Genomic DNA, 17366 nt, shown 5'->3' on the forward strand with positions numbered 1-17366 from the left:
CGCCGGTGCCCGCCGTCCCCTCCGCTCAGCGCGGGCCGTGGTGGCCGGCGCGGGCCTCGGCCGCGGTCTTCAGTTCGAGCAGCCAGGTTTCCAGACCCGCGCCGAGGACCTGGGTCGCGAAGTCGACGTTCGCGTCGACCAGTTCGCCGCGGTGCGTCTCCTCGGTGGTGACGCGCACCCCGCCCCGGACCTTGGTGAAGTTCCACACGTGCACGCCGTCGATCCGCAGCTGCTCGCCGACGGCGGGGCCCGTCCAGCGGATGCAGGAGCCGGTCCTGACCTGCTTGACGGTCGAGGTGATGTCCAGGCTGGTGGCCGGAGTCAGGGGGTTCGGGGGCACGGGGGTCGTCCAGCGGAACGCCGAACCCGCCCGGAAGGGGCCGCGGTCGAGCCGCTCGCTGGTCGTCACGGGCTTCTGCCAGGACGGCCAGCGCTCCACGTCGGTCTGGAGCTTCCAGATGGTGCTCAGCGGCGCGTGGATCACGGTCTCGGTCCTGTACCGGACGACGGCGTCGGGGTCGACGCCCGCACCCCGGCAGGTGAGCGACGTGCCGGTCGTGCGGGGTGCCGTACCGGTGGCGCCGGCGGGTGCGACCGAGGTGCCGAGGACGGCGACGGCGACGAGCGGGGCCGTGACGAGAGCGGCGCGGACGCCGGTGCTGCGGATGGCGGGCATGGGAGCAACTCCTGGAATCGGTACCTGCTGTGCGGTACCGACCCTCCCGCGCGCCGCTGCCCCGCCGCATCGGCGAAAACTACGTAACCCCGCCGGCTACGTAATCCCCGGGGGCGCGGGACGGGCGCCGGGCCCCCGAGCGGGAGGAGGACGGGGGCACCGCCGGCCGGCCGGCCCGCGGACACCGTCCCGGCCCGCCGTCCTCACGGCCGGCGTCCAGGGCCGCCTGATCCCCCCGGATGCCGGCCGCCGGACCACCGCGCCGGCGCCCGGCGGGCGTCCCCCGCCACGGCCGGTCGCCGCAGCCGGTCGCCGCGGTCAGTCGCCGAGGACCGGCAGCAGTTCCGGCAGCCGGCCGTCGGAGGCGGCGGCGGCGGACCGGCGCTCCTCGGGGACCGGGCCGTAGAGGGTGGTGCGCGGCCGGGCGGGGCGGCCGGCGGCCTCGGCGATGGCCGTCAGGTCGCGGATCGACCGGTAGGAGCCGTAGGAGGAGCCGGCCATCCGGGAGATGGTCTCCTCCATCAGCGTGCCGCCGAGGTCGTTGGCGCCGGAGCGGAGCATCTCGGCGGCGCCGTCCGCGCCCAGCTTCACCCAGCTCGTCTGGATGTTGGGGATGTGCGGGTGGAGCAGCAGCCGGGCCATGGCGGTGACGGCGCGGTTGTCGCGCACCGTCGGGCCGGGCCGGGCGATGCCCGCGAGGTAGACGGGGGCGTTGGTGTGGATGAAGGGCAGCGTCACGAACTCGGTGAACCCGGCGGCGCCCTTCTCCAGCGCCCGGCGCTGCACGTCGGCGAGCAGCCGCAGATGCCCGAGCCAGTGACGGGGCTGGTCGACGTGGCCGTACATCATCGTGGAGGAGGAGCGCAGGCCCAGCTCGTGCGCGGTCTCGATGACCTCGACCCAGGTGGCGGCGGGCAGTTTGCCCTTGGTGAGCACCCAGCGGACCTCGTCGTCGAGGATCTCCGCGGCGGTTCCCGGGATCGAGTCGAGCCCGGCCTCGCGGGCGGCCGTCAGCCAGTCGCGGACGGACAGCCCGGTGCGGGAGGCGCCGTTGACGACCTCCATCGGCGAGAAGGCGTGGACGTGCATCCCCGGCACGCGCTCCTTCACCGCGCGGACCAGGTCGAAGTAGGCGGTGCCGGGCAGGTCCGGGTGGATGCCGCCCTGCATGCACACCTCGACGGCGCCGACCTCCCACGCCTGCTGGGCCCGGTCGGCCACCTGGTCGAGGGAGAGCGTGTAGGCGTCGGCGTCGGTACGGCGCTGCGCGAAGGCGCAGAAGCGGCAGCCGGTGTAGCAGACGTTGGTGAAGTTGATGTTCCGGGTGACGATGTACGTGACGTCGTCCCCGGCGGCGGAGCGGCGGAGGTCGTCGGCGACCGCGCAGAGGGCGTCCAGGGCGGGGCCGTCGGCGTGGAAGAGGGCCAGGGCCTGCTCGTCGGTGAGGCGGGTGGGGTCGTCGGCGGCGGTGGCCAGCGCCGAGCGCGTGTCGGCGTCGATCCGGGAGGGGACCATGCCGGGGGCGGCGGCCTCGCGGAGCGCCTCCCAGTCCCCGTACACCTCGTCGAAGTCGGCGCGGCGGTCCCCGGTGCGCCCCTCGGTGTCCACGGTGCGGTGGAGGTCGGTGCGGCCGGTGGCGGTGAACTGCTCGTCCGGCTCCTGCCAGGGCAGCCCGGACGGGGTGACGCCCTCGCGGGCCAGCCCGGTCTCCGGGTCGGCGAGCGCCGTGACGTGCGGCAGCAGCCGGGGGTCGAGCCAGGGCTCGCCGCGGCGGACGAACTCCGGGTGGATCGTGAGCCGTTCGCGGAGCTCGAAACCGGCCTCGGCGGTGCGCGCGGCCAGCTCGTCCAGGTGCGGCCAGGGGCGCTCGGGGTTGACGTGATCGGGGGTGAGCGGCGAGACGCCTCCCCAGTCGTCGATGCCGGCGCGGATCAGCAGCGCGTACTCGTCGTCCACCAGGTTGGGCGGGGCCTGGAGGCGGGTGGCGGGGCCGAGGACGTGCCGGGCGACGGCCACCGTCGCGGCCAGCTCCTCCAGTTCGGCGTCGGGCATCCCGCGCATCGCCGTGTCCGGCTTGGCGCGGAAGTTCTGGACGATGACCTCCTGCACGCCGTGGTAGGCGCGGGCGGTGCGGCGCAGCGCGAACAGCGACTCGGCCCGCTCCTCGGGGGTCTCGCCGATGCCGATGAGGATGCCCGTGGTGAACGGCACGTTGGAGCGGCCCGCGTCCTCCAGCACCCGCAGCCGCACCGCGGGCTCCTTGTCGGGCGAGCCGTGGTGCGGGCCGCCCGGCTCGGACCACAGCCGGGTGGCGGTCGTCTCCAGCATCATGCCCATGGACGGGGCGACGGGCTTCAGCCGCTGGAAGTCCGTCCAGGTCAGCACGCCCGGGTTGAGGTGCGGCAGCAGCCCGGTCTCCTCCAGCACGCGGACGGCCATGGCGCGCACGTAGGAGAGGGTGTCGTCGTAGCCGTGCGCCGCCAGCCACTCCCGCGCCTCCTCCCAGCGCTCCTCGGGCCGGTCGCCCAGGGTGAACAGCGCCTCCTTGCAGCCCAGTTCGGCGCCGCGGCGCGCGATGTCCAGCACCTCGCCGGGCGAGAGGAACATCCCCTCCCCGGCCCGGCGGAGCCTGCCGGGCACGGTGGCGAAGGTGCAGTAGTGGCACGTGTCCCGGCAGAGGCGGGTCAGCGGGATGAAGACCTTGCGGGAGTAGGTGATGACCCCGGGCCGGCCGGCCGCCTCCAGCCCGGCGTCCCGCACCCGGGCCGCCGAGGCCATCAGGGCGGTCAGGTCGGCACCGCGGGCCCGCAGGAGGACCGCCGCCTCGGCGGTGTCCAGGGCGACACCGTCACGGGCCCGCCTCAGGGCCCGCCGCATGGCGTTCGCGGTGGGAGCGGTGGGAGCGGTGGGGTCAGTGGAAGCTGTGGGGCCGGTGGCGGCGGTGCCGTCCGTCTCCGCCCCGGCGTTCTCCGGGCCCTGCGCGCGCGTGGTCATCCTCCGAGCGTATGCGGAAGGGCCGGGCGGACGAGAGGGCGGGGGAAACCACCGGACGGCGGGCGGGGCGGCGCGAACCCGGAGGGGTGGGGCGGGGTGTCGCGAGAGCGGGACGGGCCCGGGCGGCGGCGGGCGGCCCCGGGCGGTGGCTTCCCGCGACGGGCAGCAGTGACGCCCATCGCGCCGGGCAGGACGTGGGGCTGCCGCAGACCGTGGTGCTCGCCGACGACCTGTCCCGGACGGCGGTCCTCGCGGGCCTCCGGGCGGGCCGCTGCCGGCTCGCGGAGTCCTCGGCGGTCGGGCTCTCCTTCACGGCGGCCGACGTCCGGGGGCGCGCCGCGCCGGTCGGGGGCGGCTGCGGACGGCACCGGAGCCGGAGGTCACGGTACGGCTGGAGGTCTCCGGGGTGCCCGGCTGCACGGTGCGCCTCCTCACCGACCAGGGACAGGTGTTCGCCACCGGGCTGCCCGCCTCGGGCAGCGGCACGGTGGAGTGGCGCACGACGCCCCGTCACGCCACCCCCGAACGGCCCGTTTCCGTCGCCCGTATTCCACCGTCTTCACCCAGGTGGCGCATTAATGTGCATGACGAGCCGCAGGGCGGGCACCGGGTAGCGCATGAGTGCTCTGCGATGGATCGCCCGGCCCTTGATGGCCTCCGTTTTCGTCTACAGCGGCATCAACACGCTGCGCAACCCCGAGGCGGTGGCCCCGGCCGCCGAGAATGTCGTCGGCCCGCTCAGCGACCGGGTGGACCTGCCGCTGGAGAACACCGAGCAGGCGGTGCGGCTCAACAGCGCCGTCCAGGTCGTGGCCGGCACGATGCTGGGGCTCGGCAAGTTCCCGCGGCTGTCCGCGCTGGCCCTGGCGGGGAGTCTGGCGCCCACGACGCTGGCGGGTCACCGGTTCTGGGAGAGCGAGGACACCGAGGACCGCACCCAGCAGCGCATCCACTTCCTGAAGAATCTGTCGATCTTCGGCGGGCTGCTGCTCGCGGCCTCGGACACCGGCGGCCGGCCGTCCCTCAACTGGCGCGCGCAGCACGCCGCGCACACCGCCCGCCGCGAGATGAAGCTGGTCCGCCGTACCGCCTCGGCCGCGGGGAAGCGTCCCCGGCTCGGCATCGGCGGGCCGTCGAAGCCGGCGAAGCACATGAGGCACATGAAGGGCTCGGTCACGGGGCAGGCCGAGGCGGCGCGGAAGGCCGCTTCCGCCGCCCCGGGGGCGCTGCTGGCCGCGGCGGCACCGGTCGCCGCGCAGGCCAGGTCCGCCTCCCGGGCCGGTTCGCAGGGGCTGAGCGGCGCGGCCGCCACGGTGAAGCCGCGCGTCAAGCAGGCCAGGCGGAGCTCCCGCGCGGCAAGGAAGGCCGCTTCCAAGGCGGCCTCGGGTGCCGCGTCCGTGGCGCTGGACTCCGCGGCCGCCGCCTCCAAGGCCGCGTCGAAGACGGCGTCGACCGCCGCGAAGTCCACCGCCGAGTCGGTGTCGGCGGCCGCGAAGACCACCTCCAGGACCGCGTCCTCCGCGTCGAAGGCCACCTCGAAGGCCGCGTCGAAGGCCGCCTCGAAGACGGTTTCCCAGGCCGGGGCGGCGAAGGGCGGAGCCCTGAACGGCCTGAGCGCCCTCGGGTCCGGCGCGCGGAAGCCCCGCTTCGGCAAGGGCCGCAAGCGCCGGTTCGGCAAGGGCGGGCTGTTCTCCTCCCGTTCCCGCCGCTCCCAGGGGTTCGCGGTGCCGTCCGCGCTGTCCTCGCTGCCCGCCGGGATCGCCTCCCGTGACGGTCTCGCCGGGAAGGTCTCCGGCCACCGGCACGGCCTGCGGAAGCTGGTCAGCCACTGAGCGGCCCGGCGTACGCCCGCACGGAGAGACGTCCGGCGGCGTACGCGGTCCCGTCGCCCCGGCCCGGGCGGGCCGGCGAGGTGACGGACGTCAGGACAGCCGCCGGGACGGCCCCCGGGACAGCCGCCGGTACAGCCACCGGCAGAAGACCAGGCGCCGACGCGGCAGACCACGCGGCCACGGAGGACCGGCCCCGCCCCTCGGGTGAGGCCGGTCTTCCGCGTGCGGTCCCGCCGGCAGGTCAGTGAGCGGCCCGCGCCAGCACCCAGGTGCGGTCCTCGGTCGCGTAGCGGTCCACCACCAGCCCGGCCTCCGCGAGCGCCTCCTCGAAGGTCTCGGTGGTCAGTGGCCGCGACAGGAACGTCTGTGTCCACCGGGCGCCCGGGAACTCGTACACGCAGCGCACCGCGCGGACGCCGGGAGCGACCGGCTCGGAGGCCGCGATGCGGACGAGGCCCCCGCCGGGCACGGCCCGCTCCCGGGGCACCCGGGTGTGCGCGTCCTCCGGCTCCCGCTGGATCAGCACCGCGCCGCCCTCGGCGACATGACGGCGGCAGGTCGCCAGCAGTCCCCGGCGCACCGCCGGGTCCCCGGCGTGGACGAGGAAGGACGCCAGCATCACGGCGTCGAACCGCGTCCCGAGGTCGAGTTCCTCGATCGGGGAGCGGACCGTCCGCGCGCCGCGCACCCGCTCCAGCATCTCGGGTGACTCGTCCACGGCCGTGACGGTGTAGCCGCGTTCCAGCAGCGGGTGGGTCACCCGGCCGGCCCCGCAGCCGAGTTCGAGGATGTGGGCACCGCGGGGAATCAGCCTCTCGACGACGTCCGGCTCGTCGCCCACCGGCATCCGCGCGTACAGCTCCACGGCGCAGCCGTCCGGGGTGATCGCACCCGGCCCCGTGCCCCGGTAACCGTCGCGCCGCCGGGGCGCCCGGTGCTCCGCCGGCTCCCGGGGCTCCGGCCCGCCGGTCCCGCCGGTCCCGCCGTGCGGGGAGTCCCCGCCGGCACCATCCGTCCCGCCGGCACCACGATCACCGTCCCCGCCGCCCGCGGCGCCCGCGCGGGCCGAGCCCTCACCTGCCGGGCCCGCCACGGAACCGGCCACCGGGCCCCGCGCCGAGCCTCCCGCCGGTTCCTGTGCCGGGCCGCCCTCCGGACCACCTCCCCGGCCGCCCTCCGCGCTCCCCTTCGCTGTCATGTCCACCATCCCAGCGCACCGGCCGGGCGTTGTCGACAGCCCGGATCCGTATCGAACCGCCCCTCACGCGCCCCGGTCGCGCGCCGCCCTGCTCCCGGCACGCCCGGGCGCCCCCTGAGGGCGCACTTCTCCACGCCGCGCCGAATCTGGCCGAAGCTGGCTCAACTTGGCCGAACCTGGCTGAAATTGCACGGTGGCGGTGGAGGGCCGCGCTCCCCGAGAGTGGGTGCTTAACCGGAGGTTCACCTACCGCTGCTCGGATCAGTGATTTCACCGTCGGGATCGGGCCGCCCCGGCCCTCACGGCGGGTGGCCGATTCGACACACCGTCAGGTGTACGAACCCCCGGCCTCTGTACGAGCCTTGTGGAGACCGGGCGCCTCTACTGACGCCACAGTCATGTGCAAGGCAGACTGACCTGTGCGCGCACGACTCTGACATGCAGGGGGCAGCGATGGACGGTGGCAGCGGAACGAGCAGCCTGCGCTTCGCGGTGCTCGGTCCCGTACGAGCCTGGCGTGGGGAGGAGCAGCTGTCCACCGGCTCCCCCCAGCAACGCGCCCTGCTCGCCGCCCTGCTGCTCCGCCGCGGACGCACGGCCACGGCCGCCGAGCTGGTCGACGCGCTGTGGGGCGAGGAGCCGCCGGACGCGGCGCTCGCCGCGCTGCGCACCTACGCCTCACGCCTGCGCAAGACCTTCGGCCCGGACGCCGACACGACGCTGCTCAGCGAGTCGGGCGGCTACGCGGTCCGTCTGGCGGTGCGCGCCCTCGACCTCGCCATCGCGGAGGAGTACGCCCACCAGGCCGAGAAGGCCCGCAGCGACGGCGACCGCCGCTCGGCCAGGGAACTGCTCTCCGCGGCCCTCGACCTGTTCGAGGGCGAGCCCCTGGCCGGCCTGCCCGGCCCGTACGCCGAGGCCCAGCGGAACCGGCTCGCGGAGTGGCGGCTCCAGCTCACCGAGTCCCGGATCGACCTGGATCTGGAGGCGGGCTGTCACGCCGAGGTGGTCTCCGAGCTGACCGCGCTCACCGCCGAGCAGCCGCTGCGCGAGCGGCTGCGCGCCCAGCTCATGCTGGCGCTCTACCGGGGCGGCCGGCAGGCCGAGGCGCTCGCCGTCTACGCCGACACGCGCCGGCTGCTCGCCGAGGAGCTGGGCGTCGACCCGTCGATCGAGCTGCGCGACCTCCACCAGGGCATCCTGGAGGCCGACGACGACCTGGCGGCCCCCTCGGACTGTGACGACGGCGAGTCGGCGAACGCCGTGGTGCGGCCCGCGCAGCTCCCGGCCACCGTCCCGGACTTCACGGGCCGGACGGCGTTCGTCGGCGAGCTGAGCGAGCAGCTGGCCACCGCGGAGGGCCGGATCATGGCCGTCTCCGCCGTCGCGGGCATCGGCGGCGTCGGCAAGACGACCCTCGCCGTGCACGTGGCCCACGCCGCCCGGGACCACTTCCCGGACGGCCAGCTCTACGTCGACCTCCAGGGCGCCGGACCGCGTCCCGCCGAACCGCAGGCGGTCCTCGGCTCCTTCCTGCGCGCCCTGGGCCGCGCCGACGCCGCCATCCCGGACTCCCTCGACGAACGCTCGGCGCTCTACCGCTCCGTGCTGGACGGCCGGCGGGTGCTCGTCCTGCTGGACAACGCCCGGGACGCCGCCCAGGTCCGGCCGCTCCTGCCGGGCACCGAGGGCTGCGCGGCGCTGATCACCGGCCGGGCCCGGATGGTGGACCTGGCCGGCGCGCACCTGGTGGACCTGGACGTCATGAGCCCCGAGGAGGCCCTCCAGCTCTTCACCAAGATCGTGGGCCCCGAGCGGGTGGCCGCCGAACGCGACGCCGCCCTGGATGTCGTCGCCGCCTGCGGTTTCCTCCCGCTCGCCATCCGCATCGCCGCCTCCCGGCTCGCCTCGCGCCGCACCTGGACGGTCTCCGTCCTGGCCACGAAGCTCGCCGACGAGCGGCGCCGGCTGGACGAGCTCCAGGCCGGCGACCTCGCCGTCAAGGCCACCTTCGAACTCGGCTACAGCCAGCTCGAACCCCAGCAGGCCCGCGCCTTCCGCCTGCTGGGCCTGGCCGACGGCCCGGACATCTCCCTGGCCGCGGCGACCGCCGTGCTGGCCCTGGACCCGTACGAGGCGGAGGAGGTGCTGGAGTCCCTGGTGGACATCTCGCTCCTGGAGTCCGCCGCCCCCGGCCGCTACCGCTTCCACGACCTCGTCCGGCTCTACGCGCGTGCCTGCGCCGAGCGGGACGAGCTGCCGCCGGTGGAACGCGAGGCGGCGCTCTCCCGGCTGCTGGACTTCTACCTGACCACCACGGCGCGGGTGTACGCCATGGAGCGCCCCGGCGACCGGCTCCCGGAGCACGTCGCGACGGCCTCCCCGCACGGGCTGAGCTTCTCCGGCCGGGAGACCGCCCTGGAGTGGCTGTTCTCCGAGGCGCGCTGCCTGCTCGCCTGCGCCCACCAGTCCACCGGCGCCGGTGTCGTGCGCCGCGGGGTGGACCTGCTGCTGGTCGCCAAGGACCTCTCCGAGTCGGGCGTGGACCCCCGCACCTTCGAACAGGCGGCGCTCACCCTGCGGGAGGCGGCCCGCACGGCGGGGGACAAGCCGGCCGAGGCCCGGGCACTGACCGCCCTGAGCAGCCTCTACAACATGACGGGACAGTTCGAGGAGGCCGACGTCCTGGGCGGGGAGGCCGCCCTGCTCGGCGACTCCGCCGGCGACCCGGTGGCCTCCGCCCACGCCCGCAACAACCACGGGATCACCGCCAACTACCTCAAGCGGTACGAGGAGGGCGAGGCCCACCTCCAGCAGTCGCTGGAGCTGTTCCGCGCCGACGACAACCGCACCTCGGTGGCGAGCGTCCTGAGCAACCTCTCGCGGACCCATCTCAACACCGGCCGCGTGGAGAGCGCCGTCGCGCTGGCCGAACAGGCCGTGGACATCTACCGGGAATCCGGTGTCACCATGCGGCTCGCCAACGGCAAGTACGCCTTCGGCCTGGCGCTGACCCAGGCCGGCAAGCTGGACCGGGCCCACGAGGAGCTGAGTGACGCCCTGGTCATCTTCCGCGGGAGCCGGCAGCGGCTGTGGGAGGGCATGACCTACTTCCGGCTGGCCGAACTCAGCCTGAAGGCCGGCAAGCCGGCCCAGGCGGCGAGCCTGGCCGAGCAGTCGCTGGCGGTGCTGCGCACCTTCGGCGGCAGCTGGCGGCGGGCCAACGCGCTGACGCTGCTCGGGCGCGCCCTGAACGAGATCGGGCAGATCGACCGGGCCCGGGTCTGCTGGCAGGACGCCGTGGCGGTCTACGAGGAGCTCCAGCTCCCGGAAGCCGCCGAGGTCCACGCGCTGTTGCAGCCGCTGGCCCCCGCCGCGTAACCCCGGTCCCGCCGGCGCGGCCGTCCACGGCTGCCCCCACTGCCCCCACCAGCCCCACTGTCCCCGCTGTCCCCGCTGTCTCCGCCGTCAGCGGGTCCGGCGCGCCCGGCCGCGGACGGCGGGACCGGCGGTCCGGAGCCGGGCCACCAGGCCGCCGGGCGGGTATCGACGCAGGTCAGACGGGTGTAGCAGACGTTTATCAATCGTTCATCGGTCTCCGCCATTCTGAAGTCATACCGATTCGCCGCAACGGGGGGCAGGCGGACCGGTCAGGTAGCGCCACCTCTGTGGTGAGCGGCCCTGAGAACCCGTCCGGCAACCGTCGGGGGAGTTGCCGGACGGGTTATTCGGCCCCTGGCTACGACTGAACGGATGAACGACATGACCACCAAGAAGACGTCGCAGCGCAAGTCGGGCGAGACCAAGCCGCAGGACGACCACATGACCGGCGGCGGCGAGACCACTCCGCAGGACAGCCACATGACCGGCGGCGGCGAGGTCACCACCAAGGACAGCCACATGACCGGCGACGACGCCGGCTGAACCGCACGGAACCAGAGTTCGGGGGAACGGCCGCGGCGGCGCGGAGGGGGAGCCGCCGCGGCCGTCGTGCATCAACGGGCCTCTGTGTCTACCTCTTTGGTCATCCTTCAGCAGAATTCAGCCAGCAACGCTACATTTCCATCACGCTGCCGCACAATCCGGGCACAAACGCGGTGCCACCCCCGATGAAGGAGAAGGAATGACACGCACGAAGAGGCTGTTGATGGCTTGCGTCGCGGCGACGGCCCTGGCGTTTGCCTTCGCATCACCGGCAGCCGCCGACGACCATCTGATGGGTGGCACCCTCGCCTCCCTGGACGACCACTCGACCCTCCCCGGCAACGGCTGACTCCAGCGGCCCCGGGCAGACCCGGCACACCTGCGGGGGCCGAGCCATGACGGCTCGGCCCCCGTTCGCGTGCGTGCGGCCCTCCGTGGTGCGCGTTCCCCTGACGGCCGTCCCCCCTCCTGACGCAGAAGGGAACGGCGGTACCCCGGAGGGAACCGCGCGGCCACCGCCGTTCCCTCCGGCGGCGCCGCTGTTCCCCTCTGGGGTACCGCCGTTCCCTCAGGGTGTGCTGCGGTAGGCGCTGCGGATCGCGCACTTGACGGCGTCGGGGGCGAATCCGGCGCCCTGGTGAACGGCGGTGACCTCCGTGGTCTCCACACGGCCTTGCGGCACCCGGAGGTTCTTCACCGTGCCGGTGCCCAGCGAGGCGCCACCGGGTTCCGAGAACGCCACGGTGATGTCGTAGTCGTAGGTCGACCGGCCAGGGCTTTCCACCCGCAGCACGGCCCTCAGTTCCGTACCCGAGTCGTCAGGGCCGCAGGAGACGAGGGAGACATCCCGCAGCGCGGAACTCCGCCGCTCGCCGCCGGAGCCGGACGACCCCGATGAACCGGATGCACCGGATGAACCGGATGCACCGGACGAGCCGGAGGTGCTCCCGGGGAGGCCGCCCGTGTACCCGCCGTCCTTGGCGACCTCGCCGCCGGAGTCGTAGCCGGAGTCACCGTGCGAGCCGGCGCCGTCCGAACCGCCGGAGGACGAACCGCTGCTGTGCGAACCGCTGCCACTGCTGCTGCCGCCGTCGCAGCCACCGCCGCCACCCCGGGAGTGGCGGGCCCCGGTCAGGGCGACGACGACGAGCGTGCAGACCGCGACCATGCGGAGCGTGCGCACATGACGGGTAGGACGGGTACGACGGGCAGGACGCCGGAGCATCACGTTGCTGAACCCCCGTGGACGGCACGGCCGGACGCGGCCCCATGGGCCGGGCCGGCACGGCGAGTGGACGTGGCGAGCGGGTCCGGCCGCGAAGGCGCCGAACGTGCCGCCGACTTGACGAGCGCACGCCACGTTACAAGAGCCCGGCCCGGGCCAAGGCCACGGAACGTCACACCCGTGTCACAGATACCGTTCCGCCCCGGGCCCCTCGCACGGCACGGACACCGCGCCGGTCACAGGGACCACCGCGGAGACCACCGCGGCGAGCATCCGACGGCTTCCGGGAGGGCCCTCACCCCTCCGGCCCCCCGCGGCCTTCACCCGCCCGCGAAGACAGCCGGCGTGCCTCACGGGTCCCCGTGCGTCACCCCACCGCTCCGGGCCGCCCGCACCCCGCGCGCTCCGCACCCCGCGCGGCGGGACACCGCCGCCGGAGCCGCACGCCGCCGCGGTCTCCGCACGCCGCCCGCGCCCCCGGCGACGGCCGCGTCCCCGCGCCCCGCTCACCGAGGGGCCCTGCTCACCGCCGCGCCACCCTCACCGCCGCGCCACCTTCACGAGCCGCGCGGTCTTCACGGACGCGCCACCTCTTCACCGCCCCGCCATCCTCAGCGCTGCGGCGGCCGTGCCTGCCCGGTGCCCTTCTGGGCGTCCAGCGCGTAGACGCAGCGGTCCTTGGAGCAGGCGTAGACGACACCGTTCACCACCACCGGCGCGCCGGTGATCTCCCCGCCGGTCGCCAGCTTCCAGCGGAGCGCGCCGCCCGCAGCGTCGAGGGTGTAGAGGCAGTGGTCGGCCGAGCCGAAGTGGACCCGGCCGTCGGCCACCACCGGGGCGCCGACCACCTCGCCCTGCGCCGCGAAGCGCCACTTGGGCGCACCGGTGACCGCGTCGAGGGTGTAGAGGGCGGCACCGCTGCCCACGTGGAGGCAGCCGCCGGCGAGGAGCGGCGGCGCGGTCGACTGCCGGGACTCGGTGGCGATCCGCCAGCGGTCGCGGCCGTCCGCCGCGTCGAGCGCGTAGACCGTACCGAGGTAGTCGACGACATACACCCCGCCGCCGGTGACCGCCGGTCCCGGGCCGAACGCCGGCGGGGCGAGGAACGCGGCGGGCGCCTCGAAGCGCCAGCGCATGTCGCCCCGGGCGGTGTCGAGGGCGAGGACCCGGGTGCCGGCGCAGACGTACACGGCGCCGTCGGCCGCGGGCAGCAGCCGGATCGGCACCCCGCCACAGGAGGCCGCGTCACCGACCGGGTAGGACCAGCGTTCGGCGCCGGTCCGGGCCTCCAGGGCCAGCAGCCGTCCGCCGGACCAGACGTAGACGGTGTCCTCGTGGACGACCGGGCCGGCCTCCGGGGTCTCGAAGTCGCTCTGCGCGCCGTCCAGTTCCCACAGCCGTTCGCCGCTCGCCGCCTCCCAGGCCTGCACGCCGCCGCCGCGGGTGGCGGTGACGACGGTGCCCCGGTCGGTTCCCAGGGTGTAGACCCAGCCGTCGGTGGGGGCGCGCCACAGCTCGGCGCCGTTCTTGGCGTCGAGGGCGTGCAGCGTGGGGCCGTCGGAGGCGTGGATCCGGCCGTCGGCCACCGCCATCGACCAGGCGACCTCGCGGGTCTTGAACTGGCGGCGGCCGGTGGCCACGTCCAGCGCGTGCACCTCGAACGAGGAGACGTAGAGCAGTTCGTCCACCACGGACGGGGTGCCCCAGACGTCGTTGGACATCCGGAACCGCCACGGCCGCCAGGGCCCGGCCCCGCCGGACCCGGTCCCGCCCGGGGCGTGCTGCGCCGGCACGGAACCGGGCGGTGGCGCCGCGGGCGGCGGCGGGGCGCCCGGGGGCAGCGGCGGCGGCGCGGGCAGCCCGTTCGGCGGCCGGACCCAGCCGGTGGCGTCCCCGGCGGCGGGCCGTGTCTGCGGCTCCCGGGCGTCGGCGCGGGGCCCGGGGCCGATGGGGACTCCGGAGCCGGTCAGCAGGACGGAGTCCTGCCCGTAACCGGCGGCGTGGCGCCCGCCGGGCGCGTGGGCCGCGGCGCGCCGGGGCGCGCCCGGGTACGCGCCGGCCCCGTGGGCGCCGGGCGGGGAACCGTCCGGCCGGATCGAGGTCCGGCCCACGGCGGGCGGACCGCCCGGCCCGATGGCGAGCCCGCCACCGCCCTGGGCGGCCGGTGCCGCCATCGCCCCGGGGCCGCCGCGCGGGTCGACCGGCGCCGGGACGGCGGGGGGCGGCGGGAGCCCTCCGGGAGGGGGCCCCGCGGGGAGCGCCGCGGCCGCCCGGCCGCGTTCGGGACGCCGTCCGCCGCGCCGCTGCTCGATCAGCGAGACGGCGCTCGACGGCAGCCAGGCCGACGCGGTGCCGCTGTCGTCGCTGCCGGAGGCGAAGAGGTGCGGGGCGAGCTGGGACTGGAGGTCGGCGGGGCTGGGCCGCCGCTCGATCTCCGTCTGCATGCAGGACTCGATGAGCGGGCGCAGCTCGTCCGGCAGGCCGTCCAGGTCGGGCTCGTCGCGGAGCAGCATGAAGACCGTCTCGACGGGGTTGGCGCCGTGGTACGGGGCGTGCCCGGTGGCCGCGAAGACCAGCATGGAGCCGAGGGAGAAGATGTCGCTGGCGCCGGTGACACTGCGGGAGTCCCGGGCCTGCTCGGGGGACATGTAGGCGGGGGTGCCGACGGCGACGTTCGTCATCGTCAGCCGGGTGGAGGAGGCTCCCGAGGCGATCCCGAAGTCGATCACCCGCGGCCCGTCCTCCACGACCAGCACGTTGGAGGGCTTCAGATCACGGTGGACGAGCCCGGCGCCGTGGATGGACTGCAAGGCCTCCGCCACCCCGGCGGCCAGCCAGCGGACCGCCTGCACGGGCAGCGGGCCGCACTCGCCCACGATCTCCTCCAGGGAGGGCGCCGGCACATAGGCGGTGGCGAGCCAGGGCACGGCGGCGTGCGGGTCGGCGTCCACGACGGCGGCCGTGTAGAAGCCGCTGACGGCGCGCGCCGCCTCCACCTCCCGGGTGAACCGCACCCGGAACAACTGGTCCTCGGCGAGTTCCGTCCGCACCGTCTTGATCGCGACGCGCCGGCCGGACGCCGAACGGGCGAGATAGACCAGTCCCATGCCGCCGGCGCCCAGCCGTCCGAGAACCTCGAACGGGCCGATCCGTCTCGGATCGTGCTGCGTCAGCTGCTCCGCCACTTGCCTGCCACCTCCCCGTCAGGGCTCGAAGTCGTCCGGCCCCGTGCCGCGTCTCACCGGGAACCGTCCCGGCGCACGCACCCTGATTCTTCCTGCCGGAGACTGTGGTTGCGAAACCGGGGCCGGATCGGGGTGTCACGCCGCGGGCCACGGCGTTCCGCCACGCCGCCGTCCGGCGCGGCGGGCCCGGCCGAGGGCCCCGGCGAGAGGCCGTCGGGCCACCCGGGACGACACTGTACGCAGGGTCGGCCACCGCCCGTGGGACACCTGGCGTCACCTGCCGGAACGATCACGTTCACGCCCGGTGCCCCCTCGCTCCCGCCGGGTCCCCGCACCGGCGGGAGCCGCCCCGCCCGGCCTCCCGGAGCGGACGCGCCCGGGCTCGGGAACGGGGCTCGGGACCGGGGCTCGGGACCGGGCGACCGCGGCGGACGGCGGAGCCGCGCCTACCGGCCCGCCAGGGCGATGACGGCGAACGCGGCGCCCTGGTCGTCGGCGACGGTCGCGAGCCGCCCGTGGGGGGTGTCCATCGGCCCGGCCGTCGTCCGGCCACCGAGCCGGCCGGTCGTGGCCACGGCCTCGTCACAGTCCGGGACGGCGAAGTACACCAGGAAGTGCGGGGGCAGCTCGGCGGGGAAGCGCTCGTCCATGACCGCGCGTCCGCCGACCGCGCTCTCCTCGCCCGGTGTCCGGCCGGCGGGCGCCCAGACCCGGAAGTCCAGGCCGCCGTCGTCCTCCCCGCTGCTCTCGGCGCCCGGGACATCCCGGGTGGCGTAGCCGAAGACCCGCTCGTAGAAGGGGTCCGCGGCCGTCTTGTCGCGGGTGCGGAGTTCCGCCCAGGCGTAGGCGCCCGGCTCTCCCGTCGCCTCGAACCCCTGGTGGGTGCCGGGCTGCCAGAAGCTGAAGACGGCGCCACCCGGGTCGGCGGCCGTGGCCATCACCCCGTAGTCGTGCACGGGCGTGGGATCGTTGATCAGCTTCCCGCCGGCCTCCCGGATCCGGGCGGCGAGGGCGGTCGCGTCGGGGGTGGCGAGGTAGACGTTCCAGGCCGTCGGCATCCGCCCGTCGGTCTTGGGGAAGAGGGCCGCCGCCGCCCGGTCCCCGAGATACGCCTGGGTGTAGCGGCCGAAACGGTCCTCCGACGGGCCGAAGGACCAGCCGAACAGGTCCCCGTAGAAGCGCTTGCCCGCCTCCAGGTCGGGCAGCATGGCGTCCGCCCAGCAGGGCGCGCCTTCCGCGAATGGAGCCATGGGACCCACACCTCCCGTATACGGCCGTTGCACCCCGTTCCCGACAACGGCTATCGGCTGAAACCAGGCTATCGGCGGTGTCCGGGATCCGCCCGCCGGCGCCGGAGAGCACCGGCGGGCGACGCGCGCGGAGGGCGTTCCGGGCCCCCGGAACGCCCTCCGCAGGCGGTGGACGGCGGTGAACGGAGCCGGTCTCACCGGAACGGAGCAACCGGGCCGGAGCAGCGAAAACCCCGGAACCCGGCGGGCCGGGGACGCTCCGGGGCCACCCCCCGTTTGCCCGCGGTCAGATCGCGCCCCGATCACCCGTCGGTAAGCTGACGCCATGACAGGACAAGTTCGCACCGTCGACGGGCGGGTGGCCGGACGCCGAGGGCAGGCGACGCGCCAGAAGCTCCTCGACTGTCTCGGCGAGATGCTCAAGTCGTCCCCGTACCGGGATGTCAAGGTCATCGATGTCGCCCGCAAGGCGGGGACCTCTCCCGCGACCTTCTACCAGTACTTCCCGGACGTCGAGGGCGCCGTGCTGGAACTCGCCGAGGAGACGGCCCGCGACGGCAGCGGCACCCTCACGGCCCTCCTGGCCGGGGAGTCCTGGGCCGGGAGAGCCGGCCGCCGGACGGCGGAGCAACTCGTCGACGGCTTCCTCACCTTCTGGCGAAGAAACGACGCCATCCTCCGGGTCGTGGACCTCGGGGCGGCCGAGGGCGACAAACGGTTCACCAAGATCCGCATGAAGATCCTCAACGCGGTCGCCGGCTCGCTCACCGAGACGGTGAAGGACCTCCAGGACAAGGGCCGCGTCGACAAGGACCTCAGCGCCCCGGCCGTGGCCGGTTCGGTGGTCATGATGCTGGCGGCCGTGGCTTCGCACCAGAAGGGCTTCTCCGGCTGGGGCGTCAAGCAGGCCGATCTGAAGCCGACCCTGGCGTCGCTGGTCCACCTCGGCATCACCGGCCGCAAGCCGGCCAAGTAACCGGCCGCGGCACCCTTACCGCCAGCCCCCGGGCCAGTCGGCTCCCCCGCCGCCGGCCACCTCGCCGCGCGCCGTCCGCCGGCGGCCGAGCGCCGTCGCCCAGCCC

General features: G+C 75.1%; 11 protein-coding genes and 1 pseudogene. 6 read left to right on the top strand and 6 right to left on the bottom strand.

Annotated elements, in window-relative coordinates:
* Positions 1-25: 25 nt before the first annotated feature.
* Both HCK00_RS04890 and HCK00_RS04895 read right to left on the bottom strand, forming a co-directional pair.
* Positions 26-676 (bottom strand): SRPBCC family protein, encoded by a 651-nt coding sequence (locus HCK00_RS04890; protein ID WP_168100508.1) that lies wholly within the window; start codon positions 674-676, stop codon positions 26-28.
* A 318-nt stretch (positions 677-994) separates the two neighbouring features.
* Positions 995-3670 (bottom strand): bifunctional FO biosynthesis protein CofGH, encoded by a 2676-nt coding sequence (locus HCK00_RS04895; protein WP_168100509.1) that lies wholly within the window; start codon positions 3668-3670, stop codon positions 995-997.
* Positions 3671-3792: 122 nt separating this feature from the next.
* Here HCK00_RS04895 and HCK00_RS04900 point away from each other — a divergent pair.
* Both HCK00_RS04900 and HCK00_RS28640 read left to right on the top strand, forming a co-directional pair.
* Positions 3793-4187 (top strand): annotated as a pseudogene (locus HCK00_RS04900) (PHP-associated domain-containing protein); the annotation flags it as partial.
* A 100-nt stretch (positions 4188-4287) separates the two neighbouring features.
* Positions 4288-5502: a DoxX family protein gene (locus tag HCK00_RS28640; RefSeq protein WP_375781915.1), complete on the top strand. Its 1215-nt coding sequence runs from the start codon at positions 4288-4290 to the stop codon at positions 5500-5502.
* Positions 5503-5743: 241 nt separating this feature from the next.
* Here the strand turns inward: HCK00_RS28640 and HCK00_RS04910 are convergent, their stop codons facing one another.
* Positions 5744-6388: a class I SAM-dependent methyltransferase gene (locus HCK00_RS04910; RefSeq protein ID WP_311765170.1), complete on the bottom strand. Its 645-nt coding sequence runs from the start codon at positions 6386-6388 to the stop codon at positions 5744-5746.
* Positions 6389-7138: 750 nt separating this feature from the next.
* Between HCK00_RS04910 and afsR the strand changes: the two genes are divergently transcribed.
* The 3 genes from afsR (at position 7139) to HCK00_RS04925 (ending at position 10973) form a co-directional block, all read left to right on the top strand.
* The gene (gene afsR, locus HCK00_RS04915) at positions 7139-10081 is read left to right on the top strand and encodes an SARP-family global regulator AfsR (RefSeq protein WP_168100510.1); all 2943 of its coding nucleotides are present in this window, start codon (positions 7139-7141) and stop codon (positions 10079-10081) included.
* Between the two features lie 381 nt (positions 10082-10462).
* Complete coding sequence (locus tag HCK00_RS04920; protein ID WP_206320014.1) at positions 10463-10624, top strand: hypothetical protein; 162 nt, start codon at positions 10463-10465, stop codon at positions 10622-10624.
* Between the two features lie 199 nt (positions 10625-10823).
* Positions 10824-10973, top strand: coding sequence for a hypothetical protein (locus HCK00_RS04925; protein WP_168100512.1), 150 nt, complete (start codon positions 10824-10826; stop codon positions 10971-10973).
* A 219-nt stretch (positions 10974-11192) separates the two neighbouring features.
* On the opposite strand, the gene HCK00_RS04930 is transcribed toward HCK00_RS04925, so the two are convergent.
* From HCK00_RS04930 to HCK00_RS04940, 3 genes are all read right to left on the bottom strand, one after another.
* Positions 11193-11807, bottom strand: coding sequence for a hypothetical protein (locus HCK00_RS04930; RefSeq protein ID WP_168100513.1), 615 nt, complete (start codon positions 11805-11807; stop codon positions 11193-11195).
* A 653-nt stretch (positions 11808-12460) separates the two neighbouring features.
* Positions 12461-15034, bottom strand: a complete 2574-nt coding sequence (gene afsK, locus HCK00_RS04935) for a protein serine/threonine kinase AfsK (RefSeq protein ID WP_168100514.1) — start codon at positions 15032-15034, stop codon at positions 12461-12463.
* Positions 15035-15480: 446 nt separating this feature from the next.
* Complete coding sequence (locus HCK00_RS04940; RefSeq protein WP_168100515.1) at positions 15481-16284, bottom strand: VOC family protein; 804 nt, start codon at positions 16282-16284, stop codon at positions 15481-15483.
* A gap of 325 nt (positions 16285-16609) precedes the next feature.
* Between HCK00_RS04940 and HCK00_RS04945 the strand changes: the two genes are divergently transcribed.
* A complete protein-coding gene (locus tag HCK00_RS04945) occupies positions 16610-17260 on the top strand; it encodes a TetR family transcriptional regulator (RefSeq protein ID WP_168100516.1) in 651 nt (216 codons plus the stop codon).
* Positions 17261-17366 lie beyond the last annotated feature (106 nt).

The sequence above is a fragment of the Streptomyces zingiberis genome, assembly GCF_012034935.1.
GTDB classification, from domain to species: domain Bacteria; phylum Actinomycetota; class Actinomycetes; order Streptomycetales; family Streptomycetaceae; genus Streptomyces; species Streptomyces zingiberis.

Coding starts and splice junctions, on each gene's coding strand:
- HCK00_RS04925 (WP_168100512.1), top strand. CDS start 10,824: ATGACACGCACGAAGAGGCTGTTGATGGCTTGCGTCGCGGCGACGGCC.
- HCK00_RS04920 (WP_206320014.1), top strand. CDS start 10,463: ATGACCACCAAGAAGACGTCGCAGCGCAAGTCGGGCGAGACCAAGCCG.
- HCK00_RS28640 (WP_375781915.1), top strand. CDS start 4,288: ATGAGTGCTCTGCGATGGATCGCCCGGCCCTTGATGGCCTCCGTTTTC.
- HCK00_RS04945 (WP_168100516.1), top strand. CDS start 16,610: ATGACAGGACAAGTTCGCACCGTCGACGGGCGGGTGGCCGGACGCCGA.
- HCK00_RS04895 (WP_168100509.1), bottom strand. CDS start 3,670: ATGACCACGCGCGCGCAGGGCCCGGAGAACGCCGGGGCGGAGACGGAC.
- HCK00_RS04890 (WP_168100508.1), bottom strand. CDS start 676: ATGCCCGCCATCCGCAGCACCGGCGTCCGCGCCGCTCTCGTCACGGCC.
- afsR (WP_168100510.1), top strand. CDS start 7,139: ATGCAGGGGGCAGCGATGGACGGTGGCAGCGGAACGAGCAGCCTGCGC.
- HCK00_RS04940 (WP_168100515.1), bottom strand. CDS start 16,284: ATGGCTCCATTCGCGGAAGGCGCGCCCTGCTGGGCGGACGCCATGCTG.